The organism is Agromyces humi (assembly GCF_009720255.1).
GTDB classification, from domain to species: Bacteria; Actinomycetota; Actinomycetes; order Actinomycetales; family Microbacteriaceae; genus Agromyces; species Agromyces humi.
The window spans coordinates 1-12,236 of the sequence record NZ_WJSP02000082.1 but is presented as its reverse complement, the minus strand read 5'-3'; the positions used below and the strand labels follow the sequence as shown (position 1 = coordinate 12,236).

Sequence of the window (12,236 nt, the reverse complement as noted above, 5' to 3'; positions counted from 1 at the left end):
GCGGTGCGCCCGCGGCATCCGACGACGGCAGCGCTCGCTGATGGCGGCACCGAAGCCGCCACGCGTCGTCGCCGAACTCGGCCGGCCCGAGACGCCCGAAGAGACGGCGGCCCGCAAGGCCGAGAACTCCCGCAAGCACCGGCAGCGGCAGACGCTCAAGAACCTCGTGCTCGCGCTCGCCGCAAGCCTGCTCGTGGTGCTCGTCATCGTGCTGCTGGTGCCGCGCAGCGACACCCCGATGGAGCGCGACATCGACGTCGCCGCCGTCGCCGAGCAGGCGCAGGTCGTGACCGACGTGCCGCTCGCCGTTCCCGACCTGCCCGAGGGATGGCGAGCCAACGCCGCCGAGCTCCGCAAGTCCTCCGTCGACGGGGTGACCGCGTGGTACGCGGGCTACCTCACGCCGAGCGACGAGTACGTCGGCATGTACCAGGGGCTCGAGGCGAACCCCACCTGGGTCGCCGAGCTGCTCGCCCGCACCATCGCCACGAGCACCGTCACCGTCGACGGCGTCGAGTGGACCGTGTACGACAACCGCCAGACCGGCGACGACGTGGGCAACGCCCGGTACGGCCTCACCACCGAGGCCGGCGACAGCACCTTCGTGCTGCTCGGCACCGCCACGCCCGAGGAGTTCGAGACGATCGCGACCGCGCTCGTTCCCGCCATCGACGCCCAGCGCTGAGAGGAGCCGCCATGAGCGAGCAGCCGACGACGGAACGCCCCACGACCCCTGCCGACACCTGGCGTGAACTCCGCCGCGGCAACGAGCGCTTCATCGCCGGCGAGCCGCAGCACCCCCGCCAGGACGTCGATCACCGCACCTCGCTCGCTCACAGCCAGCGTCCGCTGGTCGCGATCTTCGGATGCAGCGACTCCCGCCTCTCCGCCGAGATCATCTTCGATGTCGGCCTCGGCGACGCGTTCGTCGTGCGCAACGCCGGACAGGTGATCTCCGACTCGGTGCTCGGGTCGCTCGAGTACGCGGTCGGCGTGCTCGGCGTGCCGCTCATCCTCGTGCTCGGGCACGACGAATGCGGCGCGGTTCGCGCAGCCATCGACTCGCAGGGCGACGACGCACCGCCGCTGCCCGCGCACATCGCGACCCTCGTCGACCGCATCGTCCCCGCCGTGCGTCGTGTCGCCGGTGCCGAGGCCGGAGCACCGATCTCGGCCTCCGACGTCGACGCGAGCTACGTCGGGCGGGAGCACCTGCGCGACACGGTGGCCGAGCTCCTCGAGAGCTCCGAGATGATCAGCGACGCGATCGCAGCGGGTACGCTGGCTATCGTCGGCGCGAACTACCGCCTGGTCGAGGGTCGCGCCGAGACCGACATCGTCGTCGGACGCATCTGACCGCCGCTCTCGCGGCACTCGCCGGCCCGGGCTCGCGAACCGAGCCCCGGCACGCAACCGAAGGGGATCACACCGTGGTGGACAACGCCGCCGACTACCGCATCGAGCACGACACGATGGGCGAGGTGCGGGTTCCCGCGTCAGCGCTCTATCGTGCGCAGACGCAACGCGCCGTCGAGAACTTCCCCATCTCGGGCTCCGGCCTCGAGGTCCAGCAGGTGCAGGCGCTCGCGCGCATCAAGAAGGCCGCGGCGCAGGCGAACGCCCGCCTCGGCGTGCTCGACCCCGCCATCGCGCAGGCCATCGAACAGGCCGCCGACGAGGTCATCGCGGGCGAGCACGACATCGCGACGCACTTCCCGGTCGACGTCTACCAGACCGGCTCCGGCACCTCGTCGAACATGAACATGAACGAGGTGCTCGCGACCCTCGCCACGCAGAAGCTCGGTTCGCCGGTGCACCCGAACGACCATGTCAACGCGTCGCAGTCGTCGAACGACGTCTTCCCCACCTCGGTGCACATCGCCGTGACCGCCGCGCTCATCGACGACCTCATCCCCGCGCTCGACCACCTCGCGGTGGCCCTCGAGGCGAAGGCCGAGCAGTGGGCCGGCGTCGTCAAGGCCGGCCGCACCCACCTCATGGACGCGACGCCCGTCACGCTCGGCCAGGAGTTCGGCGGCTACGCCCGCCAGGTGCGCCTCGGCATCGAGCGCGTGCGCTCCGCCCTCCCCCGCGTCGCCGAGGTCCCGCTCGGCGGCACCGCCGTCGGCACGGGCATCAACACGCCGGCCGGCTTCCCGCAGCTCGTGATCGAGCTCCTGCAGCAGGAGACCGAGCTGCCGATCACCGAGGCCGTCGACCACTTCGAGGCGCAGGCCAACCGCGACGGCCTCGTCGAGGCATCCGGAGCACTGCGCACCATCGCCGTGGGCCTCACGAAGATCGCGAACGACCTGCGCTGGATGGGCTCCGGCCCGAACACCGGGCTCGGCGAGCTGTCGATCCCCGATCTGCAGCCCGGCTCGTCGATCATGCCCGGCAAGGTCAACCCCGTCGTGCCCGAGGCTGTGCTCATGGTGGCCGCCCGGGTCATCGGCAACGACGCCACGGTCGCGTGGGCGGGGGCATCCGGTGCGTTCGAGCTCAACGTGCAGATCCCCGTGATGGGCACCGCGCTGCTCGAGTCGATCCGCCTGCTCGCCAACTCGGTGCGGGTGCTGGCCGACAAGACGATCGACGGCCTCGAGGCCAACGTCGAGCGCGCCACCGCCCTCGCCGGCATGTCGCCCTCGATCGTCACGCCGCTCAACAAGCTCATCGGCTACGAGGCCGCCGCGAAGATCGCGAAGCACTCCGTGGCCAAGGGCATCACGGTGCGCGAGGCCGTGATCGACCTCGGCTACGTCGAGCGGGGCGAGCTCACCGAGCAGCAGCTCGACGCCGCACTCGACCTGCTGTCGATGACTCGCCCGCCGCAGGCCTGACCGCCCGCGGGCTGTCGGACGGCGGGGCCGACCGACCGGCGGCCCGACCCGTCGCACCGCTGATCCACCGGAACGCCCGCCCTCGTGGCGGGCGTTCCGCGTCGCGTCGCCCGTCAGCGCACCCGGCGGTAGTCGTGCTCCTTCACTCGGGCGCCGACCACCCGCCATGGGTGCGGCTGCGCCGCCTCGAGCTCGGCGAACAGCTCTGGCTCCACGTCGAGGTACTCGTAGACCGAGCCCGACTCGAACTCCACCATGAGCAGCCGCCGCGCGGGATCATAGGTCGCGCCGTTCAGCGCCTCCGAGCGGATCCGCGGCACCCTCATGCTCCGAGCCAAGCGAGCTCTCCTCGACGGCGGAACCCCCTTGCGCGGTCGGGCGGTGCTGACCCTCGCGAGTGGTCACCGCCGAGTTGCCTCCCGAGGGAGGGAATCGGCCCCGGAGGAGGACGGAACCCGGCCGTCCCTCCTCCGCCTGCGCCGATCCCCTCCGCCCGAGCGGCCGGGGCGTCGGGCACGGCGCCTACGTCAGTTCCGCCCCATCGAGCATCTCCGACACGAGCGCCGCGATGGCGGAGCGCTCCGAGCGGGTGAGCGTGATGTGGGCGAACAGCGGATGCCCCTTCAGCGTCTCGATCACGCTCGCGACGCCGTCGTGGCGGCCCACCCTGAGGTTGTCGCGCTGCGCGACGTCGTGGGTCAGCACCACCCTCGAGTTCTGGCCGATGCGCGAGAGGACGGTGAGCAGCACGTTGCGCTCGAGCGACTGCGCCTCGTCGACGATCACGAACGCGTCGTGCAGCGAGCGGCCGCGGATGTGCGTCAGCGGCAGCACCTCGAGGATGCCGCGTTCGACGACCTCGTCGAGCACGTTGTCGGAGACGACCGAGCCGAGCGTGTCGAAGACCGCCTGACCCCAGGGGTTCATCTTCTCCCCCTGGTCGCCGGGCAGGTAGCCGAGCTCCTGGCCGCCGACCGCGTACAGCGGCCGGAACACCATGATCTTCTTGTGCTGCTGGCGTTCGAGCACCATCTCGAGCCCCGCGCAGAGCGCGAGAGCCGACTTGCCGGTGCCCGCGCGACCCCCGAGCGAGAGGATGCCGACCTCGGGATCGAGGAGCAGGTCGATGGCGAGGCGCTGTTCCGCCGAGCGACCGTGCACGCCGAAGACGTCGCGGTCGCCGCGCACGAGCCTCACCTCGCGCTCGCCGACGACGCGCCCGAGCGCGGAGCCGCGCTCGGAGTGGATCACGAGGCCCGTGTTCACCGGCATGTCCTGCACCTCGTCGGTGGTCATGCGCTCGTGCTCGTAGAGCTTCGCCATGTCGTTGGAGCCGAGCGACAGCTCGGCCATACCCGTCCAGCCGGAGTCGAGGGCGAGTTCGGCGCGGTACTCCTGGGCGTCGAGGCCGATCGATGCGGCCTTCACGCGGAGCGGCAGGTCTTTCGAGACCACGGTCACGGCGACGCCGTCGTTCGCGAGGTTCGCGGCGCAGGCGAGGATGCGGGAGTCGTTGTCGCCGAGCTGCAGGCCGCTCGGCAGCACCGACGGGCTCGAGTGGTTGAGCTCGACGCGCAGCGAGCCGCCGTCGCCCACCGGGATCGGGAAGTCGAGTCGCTCGTGCTCGACGCGCAACTCGTCGAGGATGCGCAGCGACTGGCGCGCGAAGTACCCGATCTCGGGGTCGTTGCGCTTGGCTTCGAGTTCCGTGATGACGACGACGGGAAGGACCACCGCGTGCTCGGCGAACCGGAACAGCGCCCGGGGGTCCGACAGGAGCACCGAGGTGTCGAGCACGTACGTCCGCTCGGACTGCGCGGCGCCCGTGGGCGCCGAGGCATCCGGTCGCATCTTGCGATTCGACGACCGACCGTCGGACTTGGAGGTTTCGAGTGAGGCCACGACCGCTCCTGCCCCGAGCGTTCCGCTCGGCTCTCGCGCCGGCCGGCGATCCTCCTACGAGCGGTTCACGAGCCGACTCGATCGGACACCTTGCCCGATGGGTTGAGCGTACGTCCGGCGTCCGACACCGGCGGGTCCGACACGCGAACAGTTCACACCGTGTTCACATCCCGACGGGCGGATGCCGCGGCGGGGCCGGGCGCCACGCCGGATGCCCAGCGCCGGCGTGTTCTGCCCCGTCTCAGTACGACGCGGCCGTGCCGTACGACACGAACGCGCCGCGCAGCATGTCGAGGGTCTCCTCGCTGGTGGCTGCGTGCACGCTCAGGCGCACCTGGCCCTGCCGGGTGGTCGCCGTGACGCCGTGGTTGTGCATCGACGCGGTGAGGTAGGTGACCTGCCCGGCGGGCGGCTCGAGCACGACGATGCCCGCGCGCTCCTGCTCGTCTCTTGAGCTGACCACCGGGACGGCGAACTCGTCAGCGAGCTCGATCACCCGGCTCACGCGCTCGGCGACGGCGGTGTTGATCGCGGGGACGCCCGCGTCCGCGATGTCCTCGAGCGCGGCCGCGAAGCGCGCCTCGGCGATGGGGTCGGGATTGGACACGCGGTAGGCGCGCGCACCGGGAGCCGGTGGCGGCACGTGGCCCCACGGCTCCGCCTCCTCGGTGCCGGTGAAGCCCGAGAACACCGGGGTGAGTCGTTCGAGTGCCCGCGGCGACAGCGCCATGAGCCCCGTGCCCCACCCGGCGCGGCACCACTTCTGGCCCCCGGTCACCACGACGTCGGCCGCCTCCCACGGCGCGTCCACGACGCCGAAGCCCTGGATGGCGTCGACGATCAGCAACCGGTCGCCGATCACCTGCCTGATGCCCTCGATGTCGCAGAGGTAGCCCGTGCGGGAATCGACGAGGCTCACGGCCACGGCGGCGACGTTCGATTCCAGCTGCTCGCGGATCTGGCCGGGGGTCACCTTGCCGTGGTCGGTCTCGAGCCAGACGGGCTGCACGGCGTGCAACGCCTCCTGCGCCCGGACGGCCGCGATCGGCACGCTCGGGAACTCGTCGGGCGAGAGCAGCACGCTGCCCGTGAGGCCGAACATGGCGTGCATGAGCCCCTGCGAGGTGTTCGGCTGGAACACGATCGCGTCCGCGGGGAAGCCGAGGAGCCTGGATGCCGCGGCGCGCACCCGCGGGTCCTGCTCGGCGAACACGTCGACGCTGCCGTGTCGTGCACGCTGGAGCACCTGGGTGAGCGCGAAGGACTCCTCGGCGGCAGCGGTCGCGAGCGGCCCGAACCGTCCGTAGTCGAGATAGCCGGGCTCATCGGTGAACCCGGCGATGAATGCGTCGATGGTCACGTACGCCCCCTTCTCCGAGCCATATCATGACAGACCCGCGCGTCGCGGGAGCGGTCTCAGCCGCCGAACCTGCGGTGGCGCTTCGCATAGTCGCGCAGCGCGCGCAGGAAATCGACCTGGCGGAGGTCGGGTCCGAGGGCCTCGACGAAGTAGAACTCGCTGTGCGCCGCCTGCCACAGCATGAAGTCGCTCAGGCGCTGCTCGCCCGACGTGCGGATCACCAGGTCGGGGTCGGGCTGGCCGCCCGTGTAGAGGTGCTCGCCGATCAGGTCGGGCGTGAGCCGCTCGGCGAGGTCCTCCAGGCTCCGTCCCTCGGCGTGGTGCGCCGCGACGATCGAGCGCATCGCGTCGGTGATCTCCTTGCGTCCGCCGTACCCGACGGCGAGGTTCACGTGCAGGCCCCGCTTGCCGGCCGTGCGGTGCTCCGCCGCGTCGAGGGCGGCGACGAGCGGCTCGGGCAGCCCGGCATCCGACCCCACGTGCTGGACCCGCCAGTCGCGATAGTGCGAGAGCTCCTCGGCGAGCTCGGCGATGATCTCGATGAGGTCGGCGAGCTCGGCGCTGGGACGGTTGCCGAGATTGTCGCTCGAGAGCAGGTAGAGCGTGACGACCGAGATGCCGAGGTCGTCGCACCACTCCAGGAACTCGCGCATCTTCGCGGCGCCTGCGCGGTGGCCGTGCGCGGCACTGTCGTACCCGAGCTGGCGCGCCCACCGACGATTCCCGTCGATGATCATCGCGACGTGCCGCGGCAGCGCGGCAGGCTCGAGTCCCCGCCGGAGGCGGTTCCCGTAGAGCCGATAGAGGATGCCGCGACCGAGGGGCTGATCGCTGGTCTGCACGGCACTACGCTACCGCTCCGCCGTCGCGGCCACTCACAGCCGACGGCGACGGGTGTTGGCCTACGCTGTGTGCATGACCCCCAAGCGCCGACACGAGTCCGCCGACCTCGCGGAGGAGCTCAGCCGTCCGGTCGCGCCCGACGACACGTCGGACCTCGCGGTCAGCCGCGACGAGCACGGGCCCGACCTCCCCAACATCCCGGTGCTCGACGACGCCCTCGCGCATCCTTCCGACGTGAAGCCCACCTGGCGGGGCTGGATCCACGCGGGCACCTTCCCGGTGACGATCGTCGCCGGCGTGGTGCTCATCGCGCTCGCCGACGGCGCTCCGGCGAAGTGGGCGTCAGTGGTCTTCACCCTCACGTCGATGCTGCTCTTCGGCAACTCCGCGCTGTACCACCGGTTCGACTGGAAGCCGCGCACGAAGCTGATCCTGAAGCGCATCGACCACGCCAACATCTTCCTGCTCATCGCGGGCACCTACACCCCGCTGGCGATCCTCGCGCTGCCGCCCGAGAAGGGCTGGCTGCTCCTCGGCATCGTGTGGGCCGGCGCACTGATCGGCATCGGGTTCCGCGTGTTCTGGATCACGGCGCCGCGCTGGCTCTACGTGCCCATCTACCTGCTGCTGGGGTGGGCCGCCGTGATGTACCTGGGCGACCTGCTCGCGGCGAGCGTGGCCATGATGGTCCTCGTGATCGTGGGAGGCCTGCTCTACACGGCCGGGGCGATCGTCTACGGCCTGAAGAAGCCGAACCCGTGGCCCGGGCGGTTCGGGTTCCACGAGATCTTCCACGCCTGCACCGTGCTGGCGTTCATGTGCCACTGGACGGCCACGCTCATCATCGCGATGAACCCCGTCTACCACGTGGGCTGATCCAGCTCGGGGCTCGTCAGCGGGCGGGCGGGCGGTCGTCGTCGCCGGACGCCCCAGGGCCGACCTCGTCGTCGTCGGACGGCGGCGCCTTCGCGATCGGGGGCTCCGGGGCATCGGGCCCGGCGTAGCCGTCCTCGAGCTCGTGGAGCTCCGCCTCACGACGCTCGGCCTCGAGCTGCTCGCGCACCTCGGCGCGGTAGTTCACCCGGCGGATGCGCCGCACCATGTCGAGCACGAGCAGCACCACGACGACCATGACCAGGAACGTGAGCACGAAACCCCAGATGCCGGGCGTCACGGTGTTCGGGTCGAACTCCTCGTCGGCGGCGTTGACGGCGAGGCGCGCGGCCGCGGCGATCACGAGCGCGCTCCGTCGAAGGGGCAGGCGGGCACGACGAGCATCGGACTCACTTTCAGAGCGGATTTCGGCTTCGCGGGGCGGGCTAGGCTGGATGCCAAGCCTAGACGATCGACGTGGGAAGGAGCCGTGGCCGTGGCCGAGCAGCAGTCCGACACGCTCGCCGCACGCTACGGTCGCACCCGCACCAATCGCACCCGCGACCGGCTGCTCCTGATCGGCGGGGCCGTCGCCTTCGCGGTCGTGCTCATCGCCTGGGTCGTGTGGGCCGGGCTCGACGGCCAGAAGCCCTCCGTCGAGGCCATCGACACCGGTCATCGGCTGCTCAACGACGAACGCGCCGTCGAGGTCAGCTGGACGCTCTCGGTGCCGCCCGGCAATGAGACGGCCTGCATCGTGCAGGCCTACGACGAGGACTTCACCGTGGTCGGCTGGAAGGTCGTCGAGATCCCCGCATCCGACCGCCACCTGCGCACGTTCACCGACACCGTACGCGTTGCGCGCGAAGCGAACACGGGTTTGATTTCGCGCTGCTGGCTCACCTAATATGGGGCATTCGCCCCGGCAGAAGCCGGGGCGACACGTCTATCTCAGGAGTGCACCATGGCGCAGGACGCCACCGTCACCTGGCTCACGCAGGAGGCCTTCGACCGACTCGCGGCCGAGCTCGAGGAGCTCTCGACGCATGGTCGCGAGGAGATCGCCAAGCGCATCGAGGCGGCGCGTGAAGAGGGCGACCTCAAGGAGAACGGCGGCTACCACGCCGCCAAGGACGAGCAGGGCAAGCAGGAGGCGCGCATCCGGCAGCTGAAGGAGCTCCTCCGCACCGCACAGGTCGGCGAAGCGCCCCAGTCCTCGGGCGTCGTCGAGCCCGGCACCGTCATCACGGCGGTCATCGCGGGCGACGAGGAGACCTTCCTGATCGGCAGCCGCGAGATCGCCGGCGACTCCGAGCTCGACGTCTTCAGCGAGCAGTCGCCTCTCGGCGCTGCCATCATCGGCCTGAAGGTCGGCGACCGCACCACGTACACCGCGCCGAACGGGCGCGAGATCGCGGTCGAGGTCACCGGCGTCGAGACCTGGGGCGGCCAGTAACCACGCGGCGGTCCGCCCGAACGCTCCGACGGCCCCTGCGCAGTGCGCAGGGGCCGTCGCCGTCGGGACATCCGCCCGAAGCGGTCACGAGGGTCAGTCGGTCTCGACGCGGGGCTCGTAGCCCGCGCGGCGCAGCACCTCGACGACGTGCTCGCGGTGCTCGGGTCCGCGCGTCTCGACCGAGAGCCGGAGCTCGACCTCGGAGATCTGCAATCCCGAGCCGTGGCGGGTGTGGAGCACCTCGATGACGTTGGCGTTCGCCTCGGCGAGCAGCTCGGCGACGCGGGCCAGCTGGCCCGGGCGGTCGGGCAACCCGACGCTGATGGTCAGGTAGCGGTCGGAGGCGCTGAGCCCGTGCGCCACGACGCGCTGCATGAGCAGTGGATCGATGTTGCCGCCCGAGAGCACGGCCACGATGGGCCCGTCGGTGGGCACCGCGCCCGTCATCATCGCCGCGACCGCGACGGCGCCCGCCGGCTCGACGACGAGCTTGGCCCGCTCGAGGAGCACGAGGAGCGCCCGGGCGATGTCGTCCTCCGAGACGGTGACGACCTCGTCGATCGCCTCCCGGATGATCGCGAAGTTGAGTTCGCCCGGTCGGTACACCGCGATGCCGTCGGCGATCGTCGGCACGACCGGCACCTGCCGAGGTTGCCCCGCGGCCAGGGACGCGACGTAGGGCGCGGCGTTCTCCGCCTGCACCCCGACGATGCGGATGGTGCGGCCCTCCCGCTCGGCCTGCTGCTTCGCCGCGCTCGCGATGCCGGCCGCGAGCCCGCCGCCGCCGATCGGAACGACGATGGTCGTGGCATCCGGAGCCTGTTCGAGGATCTCGAGGCCGAGCGTGCCCTGCCCCGCGATCACGTCGGGGTGGTCGAACGGCGGGATCACCACGGCGCCCGTCTCTTCGGCGAAGGCGGTGGCCGCCTCGAGCGTCTCGCCGATCGAGTCGCCCTGCAGCACGACGTCGGCGCCGTACTGACGGGTCGCGTCCAGCTTGGGCAGGGCCACGCCGACGGGCATGAAGATCGTGGCGCGGATGCCGAGCTCGCGCGCGGCGTAGGCGACGCCCTGCGCGTGATTCCCGGCGGAGGCGGCGACGACCCCCCGCGCGCGCTCCTCCGCGCTCAGCGCGGCGATGCGGTGGTAGGCGCCGCGCAGCTTGTAGGACCCGGTGCGCTGGAGGTTCTCGCACTTCAGGTACACCGGCACGCCGAGCCGGTCGGCGAGGAACCGGGAGGTCTCCATCGGCGTACGCCGCGCCACGCGCGCCACGATCTCGCGCGCGTCCTCGAACTGGGCGAGGCTCGGCCCCGGGATGGTGGTGATCACGTGTTCATTCTCCTCGCTGGTAGCCCGGTCGCTGCGGCACCGTGCGCCAGAGCGGGGACCGCACCTCGTCGGCCGGTGGGGCGGCATCGCCCTTCCAGGTCCCGGATGACACGTAGTTGATCATGACGTTGAGCACCGCGGCGACGGGCACCGCGAACAGCGCACCCGGGATGCCGGCGAGGAGCGATCCGGTGGCCACCGCGACGACGACGCCGAGCGGATGCACCTTCACGGCCGTGCCCATGATGAGCGGCTGCAGCACGTGGCCCTCGACCTGCTGCACGAGCAGCACGATGCCGAGCATGATGAGCGCGATCACCGGCCCGTTGTAGACGAGGGCGACGAAGACGGCGAGGGCGCCGGTCACCACCGCGCCGACGATGGGGATGAACGAGCCGAGGAACACGAGGATGGCGATCGGGACCGCCAGCGGCACTCCGAGGAAGAACGCGCCGAGGCCGATGCCGATCGCGTCGATGGTCGCGACGAGGATCTGCACCTTCACGAAGTTCTGCAGCGTGTTCCACCCCGCGAGCCCGGCGCCGTCGACGGCCGCCCGTGCCCGCCGCGGGAAGACGCCCACGATCCAGCGCCAGATGCCGCGCCCGTCGATGAGGATGAAGAGCGTGGCGAAGAGCGTGAGCAGCATGCCCGCGAGGAAGTGCCCGAGCGTCGAGCCGAGTGAGAGGGCGCCGCTCACGAGGATGCCGCTGTCCTCCTGCACGGACGAGGCGATCTGCGACATCCAGTCGTTCAGCTGCTGCTCGGTGATGTGGAAGGGGCCCTGCAGCAGCCAGTCGCGGAAGTCGTCCCACGCCACGATCGACTGCGCGGCGAGGTCGTCGGCGCCCCGTGCGATGAACGTGATGCCGACGGCGAGCAGTCCGCCGACGATGACGAGGGCGGTCAGCATCGCCACGGTGACGGCGAGCCACTTCGGCCATCGGTGGCGCTGGAGGAACTTCGAGAACGGCACGAGCAGCGCCCCGAGGAGCACCGCCACGAGCAGCGGGATGACGATCAGCCGCAGCTGGATGATGAGGAAGATGACGCCGGCCAGGACGCCGCCGACGAGGAGGAGGCGCCACGACCACGCCGCGGCGAGGCGCATGCCGAAGGGCACCGATTCGGAGGCGTCCCGGCGCGTCGGCGGCGGCGTCTCGCCCCCGGCGGCCTGGCGCCTGCCGATGAACCCGCCCCGAGCCTTCCCCTGCGACTCCGTCATCGCTCCAGTCTAGGCGGGCCGCATGCGCCGATCGGCATGCTTGCGCCCGTTGTCGGCGGTCGCGTATAGGGTCGGTGCACCATGGTCGACACCGTCTCCCCCGCGCTCGCCCGCCGCATCGCCCTCGCGGCCCAGGGCTTCGGTCGCCCCTCGCCGGCGGCACCCGGCATGCGCCAGGTGGCCGGGGTCATCGACCGGCTCGCGCTCCTGCAGATCGACTCGGTCAACGTGTTCGAGCGCAGCCACTACCTGCCCGCCTTCAGCCGGATCGGCGACTACGCCCGCAGCCTCGCCGCCGACGCGGTGAACGCCTAGGGCGAGGTCGTGGCCGAGGCCGGCGAGGACGTGGGCGACGTGCTCATCGACAAGCTGCTCGGTGCCGGCGTCGAGACCATCAAGGTC

The 12,236-nt window shown here is 71.2% G+C and carries 13 protein-coding genes and 1 pseudogene; 7 read left to right on the top strand and 7 right to left on the bottom strand.

Features of this window, described 5'->3' with window-relative positions:
- The 3 genes from GH736_RS09360 to GH736_RS09350 all read left to right on the top strand — a co-directional run.
- Window positions 1-685: DUF4245 domain-containing protein (locus GH736_RS09360; protein WP_328596821.1), on the top strand; the 685-nt coding region annotated here is incomplete at its 5' end.
- An 11-nt stretch (window positions 686-696) separates the two neighbouring features.
- On the top strand, window positions 697-1,356 hold the full coding sequence (locus GH736_RS09355) for a carbonic anhydrase (RefSeq protein WP_159602426.1): 660 nt from the start codon (window positions 697-699) through the stop codon (window positions 1,354-1,356).
- A 74-nt stretch (window positions 1,357-1,430) separates the two neighbouring features.
- A complete protein-coding gene (locus GH736_RS09350; RefSeq protein ID WP_159602423.1) occupies window positions 1,431-2,843 on the top strand; it encodes a class II fumarate hydratase in 1,413 nt (470 codons plus the stop codon).
- Window positions 2,844-2,956: 113 nt separating this feature from the next.
- Here the strand turns inward: GH736_RS09350 and GH736_RS09345 are convergent, their stop codons facing one another.
- The 4 genes from GH736_RS09345 to GH736_RS09330 form a co-directional block, all read right to left on the bottom strand.
- Complete coding sequence (locus GH736_RS09345; RefSeq protein ID WP_159602420.1) at window positions 2,957-3,169, bottom strand: KTSC domain-containing protein; 213 nt, start codon at window positions 3,167-3,169, stop codon at window positions 2,957-2,959.
- A gap of 196 nt (window positions 3,170-3,365) precedes the next feature.
- On the bottom strand, window positions 3,366-4,694 hold the full coding sequence (locus GH736_RS09340; protein WP_159602432.1) for a PhoH family protein: 1,329 nt from the start codon (window positions 4,692-4,694) through the stop codon (window positions 3,366-3,368).
- A 292-nt stretch (window positions 4,695-4,986) separates the two neighbouring features.
- Window positions 4,987-6,105 (bottom strand): aminotransferase class V-fold PLP-dependent enzyme, encoded by a 1,119-nt coding sequence (locus GH736_RS09335; protein ID WP_159602417.1) that lies wholly within the window; start codon window positions 6,103-6,105, stop codon window positions 4,987-4,989.
- A 56-nt stretch (window positions 6,106-6,161) separates the two neighbouring features.
- Window positions 6,162-6,947 (bottom strand): isoprenyl transferase, encoded by a 786-nt coding sequence (locus tag GH736_RS09330; protein WP_159602414.1) that lies wholly within the window; start codon window positions 6,945-6,947, stop codon window positions 6,162-6,164.
- 73 nt (window positions 6,948-7,020) lie between these two features.
- Between GH736_RS09330 and trhA the strand changes: the two genes are divergently transcribed.
- Entirely contained in the window at window positions 7,021-7,824 is an 804-nt protein-coding gene (trhA, locus tag GH736_RS09325) for a PAQR family membrane homeostasis protein TrhA (protein ID WP_159602411.1), read from the top strand.
- Window positions 7,825-7,840: 16 nt separating this feature from the next.
- Here trhA and GH736_RS24925 read toward each other — a convergent pair whose 3' ends face one another.
- Window positions 7,841-8,185: a hypothetical protein gene (locus GH736_RS24925; protein ID WP_235933926.1), complete on the bottom strand. Its 345-nt coding sequence runs from the start codon at window positions 8,183-8,185 to the stop codon at window positions 7,841-7,843.
- Window positions 8,186-8,317: 132 nt separating this feature from the next.
- Between GH736_RS24925 and GH736_RS09315 the strand changes: the two genes are divergently transcribed.
- Both GH736_RS09315 and greA read left to right on the top strand, forming a co-directional pair.
- Window positions 8,318-8,728, top strand: a complete 411-nt coding sequence (locus GH736_RS09315) for a DUF4307 domain-containing protein (RefSeq protein ID WP_159602408.1) — start codon at window positions 8,318-8,320, stop codon at window positions 8,726-8,728.
- 57 nt (window positions 8,729-8,785) lie between these two features.
- The gene (greA, locus tag GH736_RS09310; RefSeq protein WP_159602405.1) at window positions 8,786-9,277 is read left to right on the top strand and encodes a transcription elongation factor GreA; all 492 of its coding nucleotides are present in this window, start codon (window positions 8,786-8,788) and stop codon (window positions 9,275-9,277) included.
- Window positions 9,278-9,370: 93 nt separating this feature from the next.
- Here greA and ilvA read toward each other — a convergent pair whose 3' ends face one another.
- Together ilvA and GH736_RS09300 are read right to left on the bottom strand one after the other, a co-directional pair.
- A complete protein-coding gene (gene ilvA / locus GH736_RS09305; protein ID WP_235933924.1) occupies window positions 9,371-10,609 on the bottom strand; it encodes a threonine ammonia-lyase in 1,239 nt (412 codons plus the stop codon).
- A 4-nt stretch (window positions 10,610-10,613) separates the two neighbouring features.
- Complete coding sequence (locus GH736_RS09300) at window positions 10,614-11,834, bottom strand: AI-2E family transporter (protein WP_159602399.1); 1,221 nt, start codon at window positions 11,832-11,834, stop codon at window positions 10,614-10,616.
- Window positions 11,835-11,915: 81 nt separating this feature from the next.
- On the opposite strand from GH736_RS09300, the pseudogene GH736_RS09295 reads away from it, so the two are divergent.
- Window positions 11,916-12,125: pseudogene (locus GH736_RS09295) on the top strand (winged helix-turn-helix domain-containing protein); the annotation flags it as partial.
- Window positions 12,126-12,236 lie beyond the last annotated feature (111 nt).

Excerpts from the sequence above, each read along its gene's own strand:
- greA (WP_159602405.1), top strand. The coding sequence starts at position 8,786 with ATGGCGCAGGACGCCACCGTCACCTGGCTCACGCAGGAGGCCTTCGAC.
- trhA (WP_159602411.1), top strand. The coding sequence starts at position 7,021 with ATGACCCCCAAGCGCCGACACGAGTCCGCCGACCTCGCGGAGGAGCTC.
- GH736_RS09300 (WP_159602399.1), bottom strand. The coding sequence starts at position 11,834 with ATGACGGAGTCGCAGGGGAAGGCTCGGGGCGGGTTCATCGGCAGGCGC.
- GH736_RS09345 (WP_159602420.1), bottom strand. The coding sequence starts at position 3,169 with ATGAGGGTGCCGCGGATCCGCTCGGAGGCGCTGAACGGCGCGACCTAT.
- GH736_RS09340 (WP_159602432.1), bottom strand. The coding sequence starts at position 4,694 with ATGCGACCGGATGCCTCGGCGCCCACGGGCGCCGCGCAGTCCGAGCGG.
- GH736_RS09355 (WP_159602426.1), top strand. The coding sequence starts at position 697 with ATGAGCGAGCAGCCGACGACGGAACGCCCCACGACCCCTGCCGACACC.